Below are 21475 nucleotides of genomic sequence, written 5' to 3'. Positions count from 1 at the left end.
ACTATATGAAAAAACTTATACTTTATTCTTTTACTTGTTTGTCATTAGCGGCATTGCTAAGTGCTTGTAGCTCCAAGGGAGGAAACAGCTCAAGCAAAACAGGTGTTCCTTACGCAGACCGGAAAAGCAAAACGAACCAATCGGGTGCTTTTGCTGTGGCTACTCAATACAAAAGAGCACCAGGACCTGGATTAATTCCTATTGAAGGTGGTGTGTTAGTGGTAGGTGGAAGCGCGATTGAAGTACCTGGTATCGAACCAAACATTTACAACTACAAAAGACAGGTAACCGTGCCTTCGTTTTACATGGATGAAACTGAAGTATCAAATACCGACTGGTTGGAATATCTGCACTGGATTAGATATAACTTTCCGGAAGATCAAGAATTTTATTACAATGAGTTGCCTGATACTTTGGTTTGGCGTAGTGCATTATCATATAACGAGCCTTATGTAGACAATTATTTGCGTCACCCGGCTTACCGCGATTATCCAGTAGTTGGAGTTTCATGGGAGCAAGCTTCTCGTTATTGTCAGTGGAGAACCTCACGAGCCAATGAGTTTATTTTACGCGAAAAAGGTATTTTAACAGATTATAAAACTTTAGCTGGCGGAAACACAGGGAAGAATGGTGCAGCAAATGCAACCGCAACGCCAAGACCAGACAAACCTTTTAACACTGATGCTTATATTAATGGCCAGTACGATGATAAAGGTAAAAATGCGCCAATAGATTACAATACAAAAACTGGTGCTGCTACCGGTACGGCTGGTGCTACAGCTGGTGGCAAAGGAAATAATCAACCAAGAAGAACGGCAACGTTGGAAGACGGCGTAATTATGCAGCCTTATCGCTTGCCTACAGAGGCGGAATGGGAATATGCTGCGTTGGGCTTAATTGGTAATACTGAGTACGAAAATATCAATCAAAATAAAATTTATCCCTGGAACGGATTAGGTGTGAGCTCTGCAGCTAAGAAAACCAGAGGTATGATACAAGCCAACTTTAAAAGAGCACCCGGCGATTATATGGGTGTTGGCGGATCATTGAATGATAAGGGAGATTTAACAGTTCCGGTAATCCAATATACGCCTAACGATTTCGGTTTATATAACATGGCTGGAAATGTGAATGAGTGGGTAAATGATGTTTACAGAACAGGTACCTTCACTGATGCAGATGCCTTTAATCCTTATCGCGGTAATTACTTCGAAAACAAGAAGCTGGATAATGCGCAAACTGGCAAAATTGCCCTGGATAAATATGGCAATCCGATAAAAGAAAACGCTTATTCAGGTAGAAAACAAACCTGGGAAGAAAAACAAGCACAGGCAAAACGTATAGATTCAATTTCGAAATCGACTGATCCGCAAAGCATAACAGCAGCTACAAGCTACCAGGCCGATCAAAGGGGTTATAGAGATAAACAGAACCTGCTTTTAAATGAAGAAGGTGTAACGTTGATCAATGATAAATCTAGAGTATACAAAGGCGGTTCATGGAACGATATGGCTTACTGGTTAAATCCAGCAACCAGACGTTTCTTATCACAAGATGAATCATCAGCAGAAATAGGGTTCCGTTGCGCCATGACCATGTTAGGTGCTCCAGAAATTAGCACCTCAGGAAAAAGAAGTTTTAAAACCCCACCTCCACGACCATACCGGGTGAGTAGAGGTAAATAACAAAAAAGTCCCAACTCTTTATGAATTGGGACTTTTTTTTATAGCTTAGAATTCTTGGGTTATTTAAATTGGATGAGTACCTGATTTTTCTCCACCTTATCACCTTTATTAATCAGCACTTTTTTAACTACTCCATCAGCTGAAGATTTCAAGATATTTTCCATCTTCATAGCTTCCAAAACCAATAGGTTATCACCCTTTTTAACTTCTACATTTTCCTCAACCATTACATTTAATACCAACCCTGGCATTGGTGCCTTTATCTCCGAAATTTTATTCCCAGCCAAATTATCCATACCCATTTGTTTCAGCAACTGATCAAACTGATCTTCCACCTTAATTTGATAGGTTGTGCCATTTACTTTAATGGCACAAGTTTTATTAGCGCTGTCAACGGATATGACTTCGGCGTTATATGATTTATTTTGATAAAGAAGATGCGTAGAACTGTTACTTAGTTTAATGGAATCCAAAGAAACTTCTTCTCCGTTTAATTTAAACACGTTATGGTTAATTTCAATATCATACTGAAACTGATTGTTAACTTTTACTTTATACATACTATTATTGTGTTAAAGCATACTGAACTAAATTTGCGCCCATTTTAAGCGCCTTGTTGCGGGTTTCCTGACTATCTTCAGGATATGTACCAAAATCTTCCCAGCCATTCCCCAAATCGCATTCAAATGTATAGTAGCAAACCACTCTCCCTTTATAGATCAAAGCAAAACCCTGTGGCCGCTTGTTATCATGCTCATGAATTTTTGGCAAGCCACCTGGGAACTTGAATTTTTGGTTATAAATGGCATGGTTGGACGGTAACTCAACGAAATTCAGTTCTGGGAAAACTTTTTTCATTTGAGGTCTAATGAATTTATCCAATCCATAGTTATCATCAATATGCAAAAACCCTCCTCCTGTTAAATATTGTCTCAAATTTTTAACATCCCGATCGCTGAACACCACGTTACCATGGCCCGTCATATACACAAATGGGTAATTGAAAAGTTCTTTCGAGCCTACTTCTACAATGCTTTCTTCAGGGTAAAAATTTGTTTTTAAATTGGTATTACAAAAGGAGATCAAATTTGGAAGTGCGGTACGGTCGGCATACCAATCGCCTCCACCACTATACTTCAGCTTCCCCATCCGGTAGGAAGGAACCGTGAAAGAAGTAAGAATAAAAAGTAAAAAGCAATGAATAAGCATAAACGAGCACAAGAGCAAACGTTTCAGCGATAATAAACCTTTAACTTTCACCTGATAACTTTCAACTCTTTTCATCGGTTAAGGTAATTGATTTCAAAACAAACAGAGAGTGCAGCTGTTTCGGTGCGCAACCTGTTATCTCCTAAAGTTAATGGTTTGAAGCCTTTATTCAAAGCTAAATTAACTTCTTCTGGGCTAAAATCTCCTTCTGGGCCAATAAGAATTAAATATTTTTGGTGCGGGGCAACCAGTTCAGAAATGTATTTCTTATCATCCTCATCAAGGCAATGCGCTATTAATTTATTTCCTTCGAAAGGAAGGTTAAGAAAAGCGCTATAGGAAATGGTTTCATTTAGTTTTGGATGATAGGCTTTGATGGATTGTTTGACCGCAGAAGTAATAACCTTGTTTAATCGATCTTCCTTAACAATACGTCTTTCAGATCGATCGGTAATAATTGGGGTTACTTCATCTATGCCAAGTTCAGTGGCCTTCTCTAAAAACCATTCCATACGATCGATATTTTTTGTAGGTGCGACCGCGATATGTAAATAGTGATTTCTTTTATGAAATTCGGTTTCTACTTTAAGAATGGATAAACTTACTTTTTTGGGATTATCAGAAATGATTTCGGCGGTGTAAAAACCACCTCTTCCATCGACTAAGTTTACTACAGTTCCAACTGATAGTCGCAATACCCTAACGCAATGTTTGCTTTCCTCTTCATTAAGCGTGTAGGTATTGTGGGTAATATCTGGCGTATAAAAAATATGCATTGTTGAATTTAATGATTATCAACCTGATCTTCTTCATTTATTACCAATTCCAGTTTAATAGTTTCAATGTTTTGTTCTGTTTTCTTTAAGATGGTAAACAGATAACCATAAGATTCATTGCTTTCGCCAACCTCCGGAATCCGTTCAAAAACATGCGAAACCAGACCACCAACAGTATCAAAATCTTCATCCTCTGGTAAATCATGTGGCAAATGCTCATTCACATCATAAACCGTCGCAAAGGCATTTACAATAAATTCGTTATCCGATACTTTTTCTACTAAAGGTTTTTCTTCATCATATTCATCCTGAATTTCACCTACCAGTTCCTCCACAATATCCTCTAACGTAACCATCCCGGCTGTACCGCCAAACTCATCTAAAACGATCGAGATTTGGATGCGGTTGCTTTGCAGTTCGCTCATTAAATCGTTAATCTTCTTTGTTTCTGTAACGAAGTAAGGTTTTCGAATGATATCATTCAGTGTCCAATGTTGATTCCCGGAAGCGACTAATGGCAGAATATCCTTGGCGTGAATAATTCCGACAATTTTATCCATTATCTCGTCATAAACCGGTAGGCGGGAATAGCCTTCAGCAATGATTTTATCGATTACTTCTTCTTTTGAGGATGACAATTCAATACCTGAAATCTTGGTACGCGGAACCATAATGTTCTTTACTACACGCTCATTAAAATCAAATACGTTTTTAATAAGTTCGTGCTCATTGTTATCCAATGCACCACTTTCCTTACCCTGATCTAACAAGTATTGAAGTTCTTCGGTACTGTGCAACGATTCGTGACCTGCAGAAGTATCGATACCAAATGGCTTCAGAATTACTGCAGCTAAGCTGTTCAAAGTCCAGATGAATGGCTTGAAAACCACATAAAAAATCTGCAGTGGAACGGAAACAAATAACGTAGTGGCCACTGGTCTTTGTATTGCAAAAGATTTAGGCGCCAACTCACCAAATACGATGTGCATTACGGTGATTAGTGAAAAAGCTACTATTGTTGATGCGGTATGTATGGTGGCATCACTAAAGCCCCATTCGAGGCTATCGAAAAGATTTTTGAAAATAGTGTGCATAACGCCTTCACCAACCCAACCTAAGCCAAGTGATGCAAGCGTTATACCTAGCTGTGTGGCTGCTAAATAACCATCTAAATTATGGATGATGGCTTTAGCCATTTTACCAACCCGGCTACCTGTTTTTGCTTTTATTTCAATTTGAGAGGCCCGGACCTTTACAATTGCAAATTCTGCCGCAACAAAGAATCCGTTTAGTAAAACTAAAAATAATGCTAGAAATAACCTCCAACCTACAGATGTAGTATCAGGCTCTTCTAAAGCAACCAAAATGGTATTGGTGGGCAATATTGCACTTAACTCTAAATTTAAAAACAAGCAGGCCGTGGGTAAATCCATTATGCTAATTCTCTAAATGTTGTGTTGTAAAGTTCTATACTTTCTTTAATAACTTTATGAGCATAGCGAACACCTAACAAATGTTCGATAGTAACATTTTTCTCTTCCAGTGCTTTGTAATCTTGAAAGAAACGAACAATTTCCTTCATTTGATGTGGTGGCAATTCATCCAAATCGTTAATGTAGTTTACAGACATATCATGTGCTGCAACCGCAATAATTTTATCGTCTTGCTCTCCGTTATCAACCATGTGCATTACGCCAACAACTTTAGCTTCAATTAATGTCATAGGGTAAACATCAACAGAGCAAAGTACAAGAATATCTAATGGATCTTTATCATCACAATAAGTTTGTGGGATAAAGCCATAGTTAGCCGGATACATTACTGATGAAAAAAGAACCCTGTCTAACTTGATTAGTCCGGATTCTTTATCTATTTCATACTTGGCTTTTGAGCCTTTAGGAATTTCAATGATTGCGTTTACAATTTCTGGAACGTTTTTACCAGGAGATACGCTATGCCATGCGTGATGATCGTCTTTTGCCATTTTTTAATTTAATCTTTCTTTTCCCCATCGGGGATTTTAACTTTACTTTTTACAAAGGTAATCAATAAAGGTATAGTTGTGATAACGATAAAGCCAATAATAATATATAATAAGTAATCGTTTATCTCTTTTTCAAATCTTTTGCCTAAAAAGTAGCCTAACAACGTGAGCGAGCAGATCCATAAAATTCCACCAACAACATTATAGAAAGCAAACTTTTTAAAGTCTAATTTTACTACTCCAGCAAAAATCGGTGCAAAAGTTCTTACAATTGGAACAAATCTACCCATGATCAGTGCGAAGGCACCTTGTTTGTTATAATATTCTTCTGCTGCTTTTAAATATTTCTTTTTGAAAAAGAAACTGTCTTTTCTGGTATACAGTAGTGGGCCAGTTCTTCGCCCAAACCAATAACCCGTAAAATTTCCAGAAATTGCGGCTACACACAAGCCTGCTAAAAGCACTGCAATGTTAACATCAAGTTTTCCGGTAGCTACGAACATTCCTGCAAGAAACAGTAAATAATCGCCAGGAAGGAAGAAACCAAAGAATAGGCCGGTTTCTGCAAAGATGACAAATACAACAAGATAGAAACCGCCCTCCCTCAATAATTTTTCGGGGTCAATTAAATGTTGTAGGTGGTTCCAGAAATCCTGCATATTTCAATTATTCGTAAAACTACAAATAATTATCTAACAAGTGCATACCTATATCAGGTTTAAAACAATTGCAGGATAAATACCCAAAATTAGCGTAATCGCCACTGATACAGCTAAAACAATCTTGTACTGTGCAGGTGTAGAAAGCTCTGTTTCAGCGCCATCTTTAAACCAAACGGCAACAATTACCTTGAAATAATAGTAGAAACCAACTAGTGCATTTAGGATTGCGAAGCCAACCAAAAGCATTTTATATTCACCCATTACATTAAGAAACATTAAATATTTGCCGATAAAACCTGCGGTTAAAGGAATACCTGCTAATGATAACATAGCAACCGTTAGCGATAAGGCAACCAAAGGATTTTTCTTACCTAAGCCATTGAAACTTTCAAAGCTATCGCTGCCGGTTTTTTGTTTCACTAATATTAATACCGCAAAAGCGATAATTGATGCAAAAGTATAGGCAGCTGCATAAACCAAAACATTGTTTTGAGAGTGCGGACCAATTACAACCAAAGAGAATAACAGGTACCCTGCATGAGAGATACTTGAATAGGCCAACATTCGTTTGAAATTCTTTTGGAATAATGCAGTAACGTTACCAATAAATAAGGTTATACAAACAATTACGATGAGTGGTGCAACCCAGAAATCGTGAAGCGGTGCAAAAGCATCGGCAAATAATCTTAAAAAAGCAGCAAAACCGGCCGTTTTAACCACTGTACTCATAAAAGTAGTGATTAAAGTTGGCGAACCTTCGTAAACGTCTGGAGTCCAGAAGTGGAAAGGTGCCGCTCCTACTTTAAAACATAAGCCAATCATCATCAAAATTACCCCTGGATAAAAGATCGGAGAAACTGCTTTGCTATTATCAACTAAGTAAGCTTGAATTTTATCTAAATCGAACGAGCCGCTGGCGCCGTAAATTAATGTAATCCCAAACAACAAGAAACCTGTTGAAAAAGCGCCCATCAGGAAATATTTCAATGAGGCTTCGTTTGATGCAAAATCCTTCTTACGAATACCCGCAAGGATATATAAACTTACCGACATGATTTCCAGACCTACAAATAACATCGCCATATTTTTGTACGAAACCATCATAATCATCCCCGCAAGGGCGAAAAGAATTAAGGTGTAATATTCTGCTATATTATCGCTTTTAGCGTGGAAATAGTTTTGCGTTAATAAGAAAATCAATAATGTACCTACAATACAAACAGCCGAAAATGCCAAAGCGAAATTATCAGTTTGCATCATTCCGAAATGAACGGCATTGCCATCCCATGCAGTAGCAGTGAAGCCTAATGCAGTAAGTAAGCCAACAACAGTAAGCGGCAATAATGCTTTCTTGGCTTTAAACAAACCTGCGTAAAGTACAATAAAAGCGGTTATACTAATGGTTATAATAATATTCATTGCTTATTTTACTGATGTTAATTTTTGATTTACCTGTTCTAATAAATGTTGTACAGATGCCTCTGTTAAGTGCAATAATGGTTTCGGGTAAACACCGAAAAAGATAATTAAAGCACAGATAATATAAAGAACCAATTTCTCAGTCCCTTGAATGTCGGTAAACGTGATGGTTAATTCGTTTGTTTTTCCAAGCATTACATTTTGGTACATACGTAACATATAAACTGCTCCGAAAATGATGGTTAAGCCTGCAATTGCAGCTGCCCAAATGCCGTAGTTATAAACGCCCATCAACAGTAAGAACTCCCCTATAAAACCATTTGTTCCTGGTAAAGCAACTGTACCTAAAACGATGATTAAGAAAACAATTGCCAGTTGTGGTGCTGATTTAGCAATACCACCCAATTCTTCAATTTTATTGGTTTTGGTTCGAGAAAAGATAATATCTAAAATGAAGAATAAACCTACCACATTGATACCATGACTTAACATTTGCACCATCGCTCCCTGAAGCCCCTGCTGGTTTAAGGCGAAAATACCGGCAGAAATAAGTCCAACGTGAGCAATAGATGAGTAAGCAACCAAACGTTTAGCATCTTTCTGCGTAAAAGCAATCAGTGAGGCATAAACAATACCAATGATAGATAAAACCATCACCAGGCCAGACCAATCCTGAACGCCTGCAGGTACAATTGGTAATAACCATCTGATTACACCATAAATACCCATTTTTAACATGATACCAGATAATAACATGGTTCCTTGAGTTGGAGCTGCTGTGTAAGTATCAGGTTGCCAGGTATGAAAAGGAAAAATCGGCATCTTAATCGCGAAAGCAATAAAGAAGGCCCAGAAAATCCAGCCCTGCTGTGCACTATCTAAGTTTAAAGCGTAAAATGCCTGAATGTCGAAGTTTTGAGCAGGATTTTGCAAATACAGATAAATAATCCCCATCAACATAAACAATGATCCTGCAATCGTATAAACGAAGAATTTCATGTTGATGCGTACCCTATCTTTTCCGCCCCAGAATGCGCAGATGAAATAAATTGGCATTAATGCAGCCTCCCATCCAATGTAAAATAAGAAAGCATCCATAGCGGTAAAAACCAATAACAATCCTGACTGCATGAATAAAATCAATGCATAGAAAGCAGCCGGGTTTTTATAATCATGCCTGTAACTAGATAAAATAATAATTGGAATTAACAAATTGGTAAGCAAAACCACCAACATGCTGATTCCATCTATACCGGCATGAAAACGAATGCCTAAATCTGAAATCCACGGTAGGTTAGCTTCAAACTGCGTAATTGCATTCGGAATAAAGTTACAGGCGATGAACAAGGCCAGGCCTAGAGAAGCGACCGAAATTACGGTCGAAACTATTTTAGCAGACTTACCCGCAAATGCAGTAATGATAGCACCCGCAAGCGGAAGAAATATAAGTAGTAAAAGTTGTTCCATTATTTATTTTTGAACCCTTTTTATATGTAATAAAATGTATAAGCAAGCAATGCGATGATACCAGCTACCATCATAAATATATAGAAACCAACGTTTCCACTTTGTAATAAACGAACTCCTTTACTTGCCTCGTTTGTACTCCAGCCTAGTCCATTCACAATCCCATCGATAAATTTCGTGTCGATAATTCTGTAGAAAAATCTCGAAAAAGCATCTAAAGGTTTGGTGATGATGAAATCGTAAATCTCATCTAAATAAAATTTATTGTAAGATAATTTTGCCAACGCAGAACGCGGTGCCTCATCAGCCACAGGAATACGAGCACCTTTAACATATCTAGTGTAAGCGTAAAGCAAAGCAATGATCGCGGCTACCACTGAAACACCCATTAAGGTAAATTCCGTTGAATGACTTAATTCTAATTCATGTTGTGCAACACCGGCACCGCTTAACCAATGTGCCAACCATTCGTTTCCGCCGAAAACGTGAGGAATGTTTATCGCTCCACCAATTGCAGCTAATATTGCCAGGATGATTAATGGAATAGTCATCGCTTTTGGCGACTCATGTACATGACTTTCTTCGTGATGTGTACCTCTGTATTTTCCAGAGAAAGTAAGGAACATCATTCTGAACATATAAAAAGAAGTTAAGAATGCGGTCAATACACCAACACCCCAAAGAATTGGGCTTGCCTGGTACGCATTTGCTAAAATTTCATCTTTAGAGAAAAATCCTGAAAATGGTGGTAAACCAGCAATCGCAATCGTACCAATCATCATCGTTAAGAATGTCACTGGAAGTTTTTTCCTTAACCCACCCATGTGGCGCATATCTTGCTCGTGGTGCATAGCATGAATTACTGACCCAGCGCCTAAGAATAATAATGCTTTGAAGAATGCGTGTGTTAATACATGGAAGAATGAGCCTGTATAAGCGCCAACGCCTAAGCCTAAAAACATGTAGCCCAATTGAGATACCGTTGAATAAGCCAATACTTTTTTGATATCTGTTTGTGTTAACGCAATAATTGCGGCAACTAAAGCAGTTGTAATACCTACGATGGCAATGATGTTTTGTGTAAGCGGTGCTAAATCGAACAATACGCTGGAGCGGGCAATCATGTAGATACCTGCAGTTACCATCGTTGCTGCGTGGATTAACGCAGAAACAGGCGTTGGGCCTGCCATTGCATCTGGCAACCAGGTAAATAATGGCAACTGAGCTGATTTACCGCAAGCACCAATAAACAATAGAATTGTGATTAAGAACAAAGTATTTTGTCCTGGTAACATGTTCGCCGCCTGAGGAAAAACTTTAGCAAATTCTACACTTCCGAAAGTAGTAAAGATTAAGAATACACCCAACAAAAAGCCCAAATCGCCAATACGGTTCATTACGAAAGCCTTTTTAGCTGCTGATGCATAAGCGCTGTTTGTATACCAGAAACCGATTAACAAGTATGAGCATAAACCTACACCTTCCCAACCGATAAACATCACGATATAGTTTGAACCCAATACCAATAAAAGCATGAAGAACACAAACAGGTTCAGATAAGAAAAGAATTTTCCGAATCCTTCATCATCATGCATGTAGCTGGTAGAATATAAATGGATTAAGAAACCAATTCCAGTGATAATCAAAAGCATGATTGAACTCAGTGGGTCGACCAGAAATGATAGTGGAATATGCAATGCTCCTGCGCTGATCCAATCGAATAAAAATACTTCGTGAGATTTTTGTGTATCGCCTTGTAAACTAAAGAAAATAACTACGCTGATAATGAAAGAGGCCAAAATTACTCCACTTCCAATGATCCCAACAAGTCCTTTAGATAAAGATTTTCTGCCCAGTCCGTTAATTACAAATCCTAAAAAAGGAAGTAACGGAACTAACCAAATCAATTGTTCTATTGTCATTCTTAATATATATTTACCACTTAAGGCGATTTAAAACATTAATATCTATCGATTTTGTATTTCTGTAAACCATTACGATAATCGCCAAACCAACTGCAACTTCTGCAGCGGCAAGCGCCATAATAAAAAATACGAAAACCTGTCCTGAGGGGTCATTGCTATGTACAGAGAAAGCTGTTAAAAGCAGGTTAACTGCGTTTAACATCAACTCAACGGACATAAAAATTACGATTGCGTTTCTACGGGTTAATACGCCAATTACACCAATTGTGAAAATAATTGCACATAAATAGATGTAATGATTTAGCGGAACGCCTGCCATTTGTGTAGTTAAATTTTCCATTATGCCTCTACCTCATCTCTTTTAGATAATAAAACTGCTCCAACCATTGCTGCCAATAGTAATAGAGATGATAATTCGAATGGCAATAAGAATGGACCGAAAAGCTCTTTTCCTAAATTCTCTACCAAACCTAATCCTTGATTTTTCAAAATTAAAGGGCTATTGATCGTTGCCGCTTTAAAAGACCCAACTAAGGTTACCACAAGGCAACACCCTGCAATTACACCTACAATTTTAATCAATGGTGATTTTACAGGCTCGGTTTCCTTATTCAGGTTGAGGAGCATCAGTACAAATAAGAATAATACCATGATGGCACCCATGTAAACGATGAAGTTTACAACGGCTAAAAACTGTGCATTCAACAATACATAATGTACCGTGAAGGTGAAAAAGGTAAGGATTAAGTACAAAACGCTATGAATTGGATTTTTTGCAAAAATCACCATCAGCGAAAAGATGATACTTAATGTGGCTACGAAATAGAATACTTGTGTACTCATTAATTTATTATTTGTTTGTACTCCTCATCATTACGAGGTACGAAGCAATCTCATTTTTATTGCCATTGCTTTAGGATTGCTTCGTTCCTCGCAATGACGGATTAGGTTATTTGTTTGGTCCTTCGACAAGCTCAGGATGACAACTATTATTTTTTCATTTCTAACGGAGCCTCAACCAATTTGTCTTTTCCGTAAATAAAATCCTTACGTAAATAATCAGCCGGTACAATTGGTCCGTCTAAATAAATTGCCTCTTTCGGACAAGCCTCTTCACATAATCCACAGAAAATGCAACGCAACATATTGATTTCATAAGTCGCAGCATATTTTTCCTCACGGTACAGATGCTTTTCTTCAGGCTTACGTTCGGCCGCAATCATGGTAATTGCTTCGGCAGGACAAGACAGTGCACATAAACCGCAAGCTGTACAACGTTCTTTTCCATTCTCATCTCGTTTCAGGGAATGCATTCCTCGGAAGTTTGCAGAAAATTCACGTTCTACTTCCGGATATCTTACTGTAGCCTCTTTTTTGAATAAGTGGCTGATGGTGATGCCCATGCCCTTCGCAATTGCAGGCAGGTACATACGCTCCATGAAGCTTAAAGGCTTCTGCTCCAGTACTTTTTTCTTGTTACTTAATGATTCCATAATTAAAACTTCTCTATAATCGCAATCACAACCCCAGTTATTATAATGTTGGCAATGGCCAAAGGTATCAAACCTTTCCAACCTAAATTCATCAATTGATCGTAACGGAAACGAGGGATTGTCCACCGTACCCACATAAAGAAAAAGATGAAAAAAACGATTTTCACAAAGAATACTCCAACACCAAATAATGGCGCCCAAGTCGGACCAAGCAAAGTTGCCATGTAATCCATTCCAGGATAGTTGTAGCCGCCGAAATATAAAGTTGCCATTACTGCCGATGAAACAAACATATTAATGTACTCGGCAAAAAGGTAAAAACCTAACTTCATTGACGAGTATTCGGTATGATAACCACCAATTAGCTCAGTTTCGCACTCTGGCAAATCGAAAGGCGCACGGTTGGTTTCAGCAAAAGAACATACCATAAAGATCAAAAATCCAAGTGGCTGGTATAAAACATTCCAACGCCAGCCATGCTGCTGATCAACAATTTCTTTAAGACTTAAAGTGTTTGTCATCAAAAGCAAAGCGATGATAGACAGCCCCATTGCAATTTCATAACTGATATTTTGCGACGCAGCACGAATAGCACTTAACAAAGAATATTTATTGTTTGATGCCCAGCCGCCAATCATCACGCCATAAACGCCCAAAGACACCACGCCGAAAATGTATAAAACACCTACGTTGATATCGGCAACTTGAAGCGGCACAATTTTGCCACCAATTTCCATTGGGCTACCCCAAGGAATTACCGCTGTACCAATACAAGCACAAAGTAAAGCCAAACCTGGCCCAACAATAAATAGCCATTTGTTTGATGTTGTCGGGATAATTTCTTCCTTCATAAACATCTTCACGCCATCGGCTAAAGGTTGCAAAATACCAAAAGGACCAGCTCTATCAGGACCTAAACGATCTTGAAGATAAGCAGCCACCTTACGCTCTGCATAGGTAGAATACATGGCAATTACCAAACTGATACCGAAAATTACGGCAACCAGAATAAATTTTTCAATGATAAAACCTGTATCCATTAGTATTTAACTGTTTTATGTAATTCAATTTCATTTGCTGCTTGCAAAGCCTGATTTGGCTGAATAACATGCAAAGGTTTCAATGTTTCGTAATGGTTTGATGCAATTACCGAAGTATCATCAATGTGAGTAGGTTGTTCGATAACCCAATCTGATGTTGCTTTTTTATCGAAACGACATGTGTTGCAGATAAACTCTTCCACTTCGCCAAATTTGTCTTTACGGGCAGTAACACGTAAAACATCTTCTCCCTTGTACCAAAGCGTTACTTTACCATTGCACTTTTCATGGTCGCAATCGCGATGCGCATCAACAGGTTTAGTAAACCAAACACGGTTTTTAAAGCGGAAGGTTTTATCGGTTAAAGCCCCTACAGGGCAAACATCGATCACGTTGCCTGAGAAATCATTATCAACTGCTTGTTGGATATAGGTAGAAATTTCCGAATGGTCGCCACGGTTCAAAATCCCATGAACACGTTTGTTTGTAATTTGATCAGCCGTAAAAACACAACGGTAGCACAGAATACAACGATTCATGTGCAACTGAATTTTATCGCCAATATCGATACGTTCGAAAGTACGACGCTCAAACTCGTAACGTGTTTTCTGCAATCCGTGCTCGTAACCTAAATTCTGTAAATCACATTCTCCAGCCTGATCGCAAACCGGGCAATCTAAAGGATGGTTAATTAATAAAATTTCGACCACACCTGCACGTGCTTCTAAAACTTCTGGTGAAGTAATATTCAGCACTTCCATACCATCCATTACTGTTGTACGGCAAGATGCAACCAATTTAGGCATTGGGCGTGGGTCTTTTTCTGAACCTTTTGTTACCTTAACAATACAGGTACGGCATTTACCACCACTGCCTTCTAACTTAGAATAATAGCACATTGCTGGCGGAACAATATCACCTCCAATTTGCCTTGCAGCATTTAGGATAGTGGTTCCGTTATCAACCTCTACTGTTATCCCGTCTATCGTAACCTTAACTTTTTCACTCATGGTTAATGATAATCTTTATTTTTTTGCTTTATGCCGTCATTGCGAGGCAAGAAGCAATCTTTGTTATTTTATACACATTGCAGTAGGATTGCTTCGTTCCTCGCAATGACGTGGTGCTTAAGATATCGCCTTGGTTCTCGTCTTCACGAGCCAATTTGCTCTCCTCACTGTCTGTCTACTTTTCTTCCGTTACCGGAGCTTTTTCTATCGGCGTAGCGTAGTTTGCTAAACCATAATTTTGTTGCTGACTCTTCACCGGCTCTTTAATGTGCCATTCAAACTCATCTCTAAAGTGACGGATTGCACTCGCCACTGGCCAAGCTGCCGCATCACCTAATGGGCAAATGGTATTCCCTTCAATTTTACGTTGAATATCCCAAAGTAAATCTACATCATCCATTGAGCCATGGCCATGCTCGATTTTGTGCAATACCTTTTCCATCCATCCAGTACCTTCACGGCAAGGCGAACATTGTCCGCAACTTTCGTGATGATAGAAACGAGTGAAATTCCAGGTATTGCGAACAATACATTGGTCTTCATCAAAAGCGATAAAACCGCCCGAACCCATCATTGTCCCTGTAGCAAATCCGCCCTCTGATAAAGATTCGTAACTCATTAAACGAGGTTCGCCGTTGGCCAACTTCAAAGTTAAATTGGCAGGCAAAACCGGAACAGATGAACCACCTGCAACCGTTGCCTTTAACTTCTTGCCATTCGCAATACCACCGCAGTATTCATCAGAATAAATAAATTCTTCAACTGGCAAGCCTAATTCGATTTCATAAACACCTGGTTTTACTAAATTTCCAGACGCTGATATTAATTTTGTACCTGTACTTCTACCGATACCTATTTTTGCATACTCATCACCACCATCATTAATGATTGGTACCACTGCAGCAATCGACTCTACGTTATTTACTACTGTTGGACAACCATATAAACCTGCAATTGCAGGGAATGGTGGTTTAATTCTTGGATTACCTCTTTTTCCTTCAAGTGATTCTAACAATGCAGTTTCTTCACCGCAAATGTAGGCGCCACCACCCGGCTGAACATATAATTCTAAATCGTAACCTGTTCCTAAAATGTTTTTACCTAACAATCCAGCAGCTTTTGCCTCCGCAATTGCCTTTTCCAAAATACGGATCTGAGGCATCATTTCTCCACGAACGTAGATGTATGAAACCTTGGCGCCCAAGGCAAAACTAGAAACAATCATTCCCTCAATTAAAGCATGAGGAATGTAGGTCATTAAATAACGGTCTTTGAAAGTTCCTGGCTCAGACTCATCGGCGTTGCAAACCAAATAGCGGGCAACACCTTCTGGTTTAGCCAAAAAGCTCCATTTCATTCCCGTTGGGAAACCCGCACCACCACGACCGCGTAAGCCTGATTTCTTTACTTCTTCAACAATCTCTTCAGGTGTTAAAGTTTTAAGGGCTTTTTCCACAGCACGGTACCCGCCTTTTTGGCGATAGACCTCAAGTGTATTGATGCCAGGTACGTTTATATGCTCAAGTAATAATTTGCGACTCATTGTTTTTTAGATGTGAGATGTGAGACTTGAGATTTTAGACTAATTGCCAATTCTCATATCTCATATCTAGTTTCTCAAATCTTATTTATTTTTCAAATCTTCAATCAGTTTATCTACACTTTCAATAGTTAAGTTTTCGTAGAAAGTATATTCCGGGCTAATTTGCAGTACCGGACCAAAACCACAGGCAGCTAAACACTCAACTCCTCTAAAGCTGAATAATCCATCTGCGGTAACTTCACCTTCTTTAACGCCCAACTTATTTTCTAAGTGGTCTAATATTTTTTCTGCGCCAACTAAGCAACAAGGACCAGTACGGCAAACGTCCAAAGCATATTTGCCTTGAGGTTTTAAGAAATACATGGTGTAAAAGGTTGCTACCTCGTAAACTTCGATCGGTTGAATGTTTAAATATTCAGCAACTTGATCCATCGCAGATGTAGGAACCCAAAGAAATTCTGCTTGTACTAAATGCAATAATGGCAGCAAAGCTGATTTTTCCTTACCCAAAGGATAACGACTTTTAACATCATCAAATTTGGCAAGCAATTCTGATGAGAACACTACAGGTGTTTGTTCTTCTACTTTAAGCATCTAATTCTCCTGCAATAATATTCATACTACTCATGTTGATAATGGCATCAGACAATAACATGCCTTCGCTCATTGGTGCAAACATTTGGTAATTTATAAAACTTGGCCTGCGGAAGTGTAAACGATATGGTGTACGGCCTCCATCATTAATTAAATAGAAACCTAATTCACCATTTCCACCTTCTACAGCATGATAAACTTCTGCTTTTGGTGCATCAATTTCTCCCATCACAATTTTGAAATGGTAAATTAATGCTTCCATATTGTTATAAACTTCTTGTTTCGGAGGAAGATAAAATTCAGGAACATCAGCATGAAAAATACCTTTTGGCTCTGTTTTCAGCTTCACAATGGCTTGCTCAATAATGCGCAAACTTTGCCACATTTCTTCGTTACGAACCAAATATCTGTCATAAATATCACCACTTGTTCCAACGGGAACCTCAAAATCGAAGTCCTGATATGAAGAATACGGGTCGCTTACACGAACATCATAATCTATACCCGTAGCACGTAAAAGTGGACCAGTCCAGCCGTACTCCAAAGCAGCCTCTTGAGTTACTTCCGCAACACCAGCTGTTCTATCAATGAAAATCCGGTTACGGGTTAAAAGATTTTCAAACTCCTTCAAAGCAACTGGAAACTCTTTTAAAAATTTATTAATCTTCGCAAAGGCCACTTCATTAAAATCTCTTTCGAAACCACCAATACGGCCAATATTAGTTGTTAAACGGGCACCGCATACCTCTTCGAAAATTTCGTAAATATGCTCACGGAATTGGAAAAGGTAAAGGAAAGTAGTTGTTGCTCCGGTATCCTGACCGATAATCGTATTACAGATAATGTGATCGGCAATACGCGAAAGCTCCATCACAATCACGCGAAGATAATCTACGCGTTTAGGCATCTGAATATTTAACAACTTTTCAACCGTCATGTGCCAACCCATATTGTTAATAGGCGATGAGCAATAATTCAAACGGTCGGTTAATGGTGTAATTTGATAGAAAGGGCGATGCTCGGCAATCTTTTCGAAAGCACGGTGGATATACCCAATTGTAGAAACGCCGCTTACAATACGCTCGCCGTCTAACTGCAAAACGTTTTGAAAAACACCATGTGTTGCTGGGTGTGTTGGGCCTAAGTTTAAGGTCACCAGCTCACTTTGCGGGTCGTTATCTGTATATACCGGATGGTTATGATTCATATAAATTACCTTCCAAAAAATTCATCTTTTTTATCAACTCGGTTCGGGTCTTCCAATGGATATTGCTTCAACATTGGATGCACACCTAAATCATCCATATTCAAAATACGGCGTAAATCGGGATGACCTTCGAACTTAACCCCGAATAAATCGTAGGTTTCTCTCTCCATCCAGTTCGCACCTTTCCAAATTGTTGTCGCCGTTGGTATGGTAGGATTTTGCTCAGAAATGAAAACTTTAATTCTAATCCGCACTTTTTCTACCATGTTATGCAGATGATATACAACAGCAATACCATGGTCTTTACCAGGATAATGAACAGCTGTAATATCAGTAAGGAAATTGAATTTTAACTCTTCTTTGAGATGTGAAAGTACATTTACGATAACATCTTTGTAGGTTACGAAAGTTAAAAAACCATAAGGCTCAGAAACTGCAGTAACCTTTTCGCCAAACCTCTCAGTCAGCTTAACGTGGATGTCGTTATTCAACGTTGTTTCTTCCATTATTTAATGCCGTATTGACCTAAAAGTTCTTTGTAATAATCAGAATTTCTTCTTCTTCCAGATTCATTTTTTACTAAATCCTGAATGCGTTGGAAACCGTCTAAAATAGCCTCTGGTCTTGGCGGGCAACCCGGAACGTAAACATCCACAGGGATTACTTCATCAATACCTTGCAAAACAGAATAAGTATCGAAAATACCTCCACTACTTGCACAAGCTCCAACTGCCATTACCCAACGTGGTTCAGCCATTTGGATATAAACTTGCTTTAACACCGGAGCCATCTTTTTAGCAATGGTACCCATAACCATTAAAACATCGGCTTGACGAGGAGAAAAACTCAAACGTTCTGCACCGAAACGACCTAAATCGTAGTGAGAACCCATGGTTGCCATAAACTCAATTCCGCAACAAGAAGTGGCAAACGGTAAAGGCCATAATGAATTTGAACGAGCCAAACCTATCACTTTATCTAACGAAGTGGCAAAGTACCCAGGTCCTTCGGTTCCTGGAGGCGCATCAACTATATTAATTTCACTCATGTTTATAAACAAAAAATGCTCATCCCTTTGCAGAATGAGCAACAAATTTACAATATTTTAAAGGCAATCAAACTAGCTTAACTTGATTTAGAACCTTTCTAAATAATTAAAATTCCCATTGGTTAGTGTGCAACATACACATTCAGTTATGCAATTAGCAATTTTCAGTTTACAATTTTGAAATCGAGGACTATTAACTGCAATTTTCTGCTGATAACTGCGAATCAACTAGTTCCAGTCTAATACTTTCTTTTTGATGACGTAGATGAAACCCAGTAACAACGTGCCCATAAAGATGAACATCTCAATCATTCCGTCCATTCTTAGCGCTCTAAAATTCACTGCCCAAGGATACATAAAGATAACTTCAATATCAAAAAGCACAAATAAAATTGCCACAACAAAATATTTAATCGAAAACGGCTGACGAGCATTACCCACAGATTTAACACCTGCTTCAAATGTTTCCAGTTTATCAAGCGTTTTACGTTTTGGGCCTAAAAAGTGTGTTGCCACTAAGGTGGTAACCACAAAACCCAGGGCTACGATTACTTGAAATATTATTGGTAAAAAATCTATCGAGGTACTTTGCGCTTGCATAATCTTTATTTTCTAATGCAAAAGTAAAAGAAAAAGGCAGAGTAACCAAACTCTGCCTTTCTAAATTATTTAACTTGTTAATTACTTACCTTTTCCTTTTGGTGCTGCTGCTCCACTTAATTCCTTTAGTTTCGCACTTGCATATGTATCCGCAGGATCTAATGCTAAGCACTTATTAAGATAATCAATTGCTTTTGGCTTATCTTTATCTGCATACCATGCACCTAATAATCTATATGATTCAATTAAGTTATTTTTCGCAGAAGCTTGTTCTTCTGGCTTAACTAACGTAACATATTTTTCATAATAAGGAATCATCAAGCCTTTTGTTGATTCGCCATTTTTAGTCTGATCGATATAGTCGTTGATTCTAGCTCGGTAAAAATATGCTAAAGCAAAATCAGGTGAAGCTTTTGATAATTGACCCAAAGCAGTATCAGCTCTAACTAAACCTTCGATATTCAATGGTTTTTTATCTTTTTTCAAATAATAAGATTCTAAGAATCTGTTTATACCGATGTATAAATAGTTATAAAGAGACCCTTTTCCATTTGGATTATATTTAGCAGCTAATTCGTAAACATCTGCCGATTTAGCATATTTCTTTGCTTTATATAATGCAGCAGCAGCTTCTGATAGCGCATCAGCGTTAGCTGAATCTACTCTTGTTGCCTTGATAATATTGTTTAAAGCTAAACTATCTTGGCCAGCTTGTAACTGTGCTTTACCTAAATAAAGATAATCGTTACCTAAAATTTTGGTTGTGTCTTTTTCCTTTGCAAAGAAAGAAGTCATGCTTGTTAAGGCTGCAGGGTAGTTCTTATTCTCATAAGCTGCCCAACCTTTCATTCTATCAACAACAGCTGCTTTTGCACTTCCTGCAGGCGCCTGAATAGATGAAGCAACTTGTTCTAAAGTTGGATAATCTTTAGCATAGAATAAGAACTGAGCATAACGCAACTGAGATTCCAAAGATTTATCAGTTAAATCCATGTATTTCTTGTAGTTCTCAATTCCTTTTTTAGCTTTTTCCTGATCGGTACCAAAGCTACTCCACTGTAGGTAAAGCTCGCCTAATTCACGGTAAGCAGGACCATAATTTGGATCAGCAGCAATTACATCCTGTAATTCTTTTTCACCTTCTGGAAATGCTCTCGATTCTTTATACATTTTACCAATCTGAGTTTTTGCTCTACGGTTGGTTGGATCGATATCATTTACACGGAAGTATGGACCTAATGCTTCAGAATTCTTTTTCTGTAATGCATAAGCATCACCTTGCGCTAAAAAGATTTCCGCATCTTTATCTTTCGAATCCAATTCATCAGCTTTGTTAATATTGGCCAATGCATTAGTGTAGTCAGGTTTAGATACGTCATCACTTGGTTTATCTTGAGCTAAATAAGCTTTACCGATATACAAATAAGTTTTGTAATCTTTTGGGGCTAAGGCAACTGCTTTATCAAAATTCGTTTTTGCAGAAGACGGATTATTTGATAGCATATCTGCCTCGCCTAAACCAATTAAGTTCAAATTATTTTTTGGATCTGCTGTAACACCCTTGGTAAATACAGCACGAGCCGAATCTATGTAACCAGTTTTTAAGTAAACCAAACCGAGATTATAGTAATTTTCACCGTTTGATGCTTGTGAGCTCACCAATGATTTTAACATTGATGATGCTTTCTGGTACTGTTCAGCGTCAATGGCTTTTTTCGCGTCATTTAAATTTTGAGCAAAAACTGCAGAACCCATCAACACCAAACCTAGATTTAAGGTTATTGCTTTCTTTGAAATTTTCATAGTTCTTTAT

General features: G+C 38.3%; 22 protein-coding genes. 1 reads left to right on the top strand and 21 read right to left on the bottom strand.

Translation table 11 applies throughout. From position 1 onward, the window contains the following. Positions 1–5: 5 nt before the first annotated feature. Positions 6–1685 (top strand): SUMF1/EgtB/PvdO family nonheme iron enzyme, encoded by a 1680-nt coding sequence (locus ASE92_RS14320; protein ID WP_056850785.1) that lies wholly within the window; start codon positions 6–8, stop codon positions 1683–1685. Positions 1686–1744: 59 nt separating this feature from the next. On the opposite strand, the gene ASE92_RS14315 is transcribed toward ASE92_RS14320, so the two are convergent. The 21 genes from ASE92_RS14315 to ASE92_RS14215 form a co-directional block, all read right to left on the bottom strand. Then, positions 1745–2245, bottom strand: a complete 501-nt coding sequence (locus tag ASE92_RS14315; RefSeq protein ID WP_056850784.1) for an acetyl-CoA carboxylase biotin carboxyl carrier protein subunit — start codon at positions 2243–2245, stop codon at positions 1745–1747. 4 nt (positions 2246–2249) lie between these two features. Then, positions 2250–2969, bottom strand: coding sequence for a DUF4159 domain-containing protein (locus tag ASE92_RS14310; protein WP_200926423.1), 720 nt, complete (start codon positions 2967–2969; stop codon positions 2250–2252). Continuing rightward, entirely contained in the window at positions 2966–3670 is a 705-nt protein-coding gene (locus ASE92_RS14305) for a 16S rRNA (uracil(1498)-N(3))-methyltransferase (RefSeq protein ID WP_056850783.1), read from the bottom strand. Before ASE92_RS14305 ends, ASE92_RS14310 begins: the two co-directional genes overlap by 4 nt. Before the next feature lie 8 nt (positions 3671–3678). Continuing rightward, on the bottom strand, positions 3679–5103 hold the full coding sequence (locus tag ASE92_RS14300; protein WP_082455067.1) for a hemolysin family protein: 1425 nt from the start codon (positions 5101–5103) through the stop codon (positions 3679–3681). Continuing rightward, positions 5103–5654, bottom strand: coding sequence for an inorganic diphosphatase (locus tag ASE92_RS14295; RefSeq protein WP_056850782.1), 552 nt, complete (start codon positions 5652–5654; stop codon positions 5103–5105). Before ASE92_RS14295 ends, ASE92_RS14300 begins: the two co-directional genes overlap by 1 nt. An 8-nt stretch (positions 5655–5662) precedes the next feature. Next, positions 5663–6313 carry a DedA family protein gene (locus tag ASE92_RS14290; RefSeq protein ID WP_056850781.1) on the bottom strand — a complete coding sequence of 217 codons (651 nt, stop codon included), beginning with the start codon at positions 6311–6313 and terminating at the stop codon, positions 5663–5665. A gap of 48 nt (positions 6314–6361) precedes the next feature. Further along, on the bottom strand, positions 6362–7735 hold the full coding sequence (locus ASE92_RS14285) for an NADH-quinone oxidoreductase subunit N (RefSeq protein ID WP_056850780.1): 1374 nt from the start codon (positions 7733–7735) through the stop codon (positions 6362–6364). A gap of 3 nt (positions 7736–7738) precedes the next feature. Further along, entirely contained in the window at positions 7739–9202 is a 1464-nt protein-coding gene (locus ASE92_RS14280; protein ID WP_056850779.1) for a NuoM family protein, read from the bottom strand. Positions 9203–9222: 20 nt separating this feature from the next. Then, the gene (nuoL, locus tag ASE92_RS14275; RefSeq protein WP_056850778.1) at positions 9223–11124 is read right to left on the bottom strand and encodes an NADH-quinone oxidoreductase subunit L; all 1902 of its coding nucleotides are present in this window, start codon (positions 11122–11124) and stop codon (positions 9223–9225) included. A 13-nt stretch (positions 11125–11137) separates the two neighbouring features. After that, positions 11138–11467, bottom strand: coding sequence for an NADH-quinone oxidoreductase subunit NuoK (nuoK, locus tag ASE92_RS14270; RefSeq protein WP_010601897.1), 330 nt, complete (start codon positions 11465–11467; stop codon positions 11138–11140). Then, positions 11467–11970 carry an NADH-quinone oxidoreductase subunit J gene (locus ASE92_RS14265; protein WP_056850777.1) on the bottom strand — a complete coding sequence of 168 codons (504 nt, stop codon included), beginning with the start codon at positions 11968–11970 and terminating at the stop codon, positions 11467–11469. Before ASE92_RS14265 ends, nuoK begins: the two co-directional genes overlap by 1 nt. Positions 11971–12116: 146 nt before the next feature. After that, positions 12117–12620 carry an NADH-quinone oxidoreductase subunit I gene (locus tag ASE92_RS14260; RefSeq protein WP_010601899.1) on the bottom strand — a complete coding sequence of 168 codons (504 nt, stop codon included), beginning with the start codon at positions 12618–12620 and terminating at the stop codon, positions 12117–12119. A 2-nt stretch (positions 12621–12622) separates the two neighbouring features. Beyond that, the gene (nuoH, locus tag ASE92_RS14255) at positions 12623–13660 is read right to left on the bottom strand and encodes an NADH-quinone oxidoreductase subunit NuoH (protein ID WP_056850776.1); all 1038 of its coding nucleotides are present in this window, start codon (positions 13658–13660) and stop codon (positions 12623–12625) included. Further along, positions 13660–14670 carry a 2Fe-2S iron-sulfur cluster-binding protein gene (locus tag ASE92_RS14250; RefSeq protein ID WP_056850775.1) on the bottom strand — a complete coding sequence of 337 codons (1011 nt, stop codon included), beginning with the start codon at positions 14668–14670 and terminating at the stop codon, positions 13660–13662. Before ASE92_RS14250 ends, nuoH begins: the two co-directional genes overlap by 1 nt. 175 nt (positions 14671–14845) lie before the next feature. Further along, positions 14846–16213 carry an NADH-quinone oxidoreductase subunit NuoF gene (gene nuoF, locus ASE92_RS14245; RefSeq protein ID WP_056850774.1) on the bottom strand — a complete coding sequence of 456 codons (1368 nt, stop codon included), beginning with the start codon at positions 16211–16213 and terminating at the stop codon, positions 14846–14848. An 81-nt stretch (positions 16214–16294) separates the two neighbouring features. Next, a complete protein-coding gene (gene nuoE, locus ASE92_RS14240; protein ID WP_056850773.1) occupies positions 16295–16807 on the bottom strand; it encodes an NAD(P)H-dependent oxidoreductase subunit E in 513 nt (170 codons plus the stop codon). Then, a complete protein-coding gene (locus tag ASE92_RS14235; RefSeq protein WP_056850772.1) occupies positions 16800–18014 on the bottom strand; it encodes an NADH-quinone oxidoreductase subunit D in 1215 nt (404 codons plus the stop codon). The genes nuoE and ASE92_RS14235 overlap by 8 nt, the downstream gene beginning before the upstream one ends. Before the next feature lie 5 nt (positions 18015–18019). Further along, on the bottom strand, positions 18020–18520 hold the full coding sequence (locus tag ASE92_RS14230; RefSeq protein WP_056850771.1) for an NADH-quinone oxidoreductase subunit C: 501 nt from the start codon (positions 18518–18520) through the stop codon (positions 18020–18022). After that, positions 18520–19062: an NADH-quinone oxidoreductase subunit B gene (locus ASE92_RS14225; protein ID WP_039472971.1), complete on the bottom strand. Its 543-nt coding sequence runs from the start codon at positions 19060–19062 to the stop codon at positions 18520–18522. The genes ASE92_RS14230 and ASE92_RS14225 overlap by 1 nt, the downstream gene beginning before the upstream one ends. A gap of 228 nt (positions 19063–19290) precedes the next feature. Then, positions 19291–19662, bottom strand: coding sequence for an NADH-quinone oxidoreductase subunit A (locus tag ASE92_RS14220; RefSeq protein ID WP_056850770.1), 372 nt, complete (start codon positions 19660–19662; stop codon positions 19291–19293). Positions 19663–19743: 81 nt separating this feature from the next. After that, positions 19744–21465, bottom strand: a complete 1722-nt coding sequence (locus ASE92_RS14215) for a tetratricopeptide repeat protein (protein ID WP_056850769.1) — start codon at positions 21463–21465, stop codon at positions 19744–19746. Between the last annotated feature and the right edge of the window lie 10 nt (positions 21466–21475).

The sequence above is a fragment of the Pedobacter sp. Leaf41 genome, assembly GCF_001422545.1.
In the GTDB taxonomy this organism is placed as follows: Bacteria; Bacteroidota; Bacteroidia; order Sphingobacteriales; family Sphingobacteriaceae; genus Pedobacter.
This window is presented reverse-complemented; position numbering and strand designations above follow the sequence as displayed.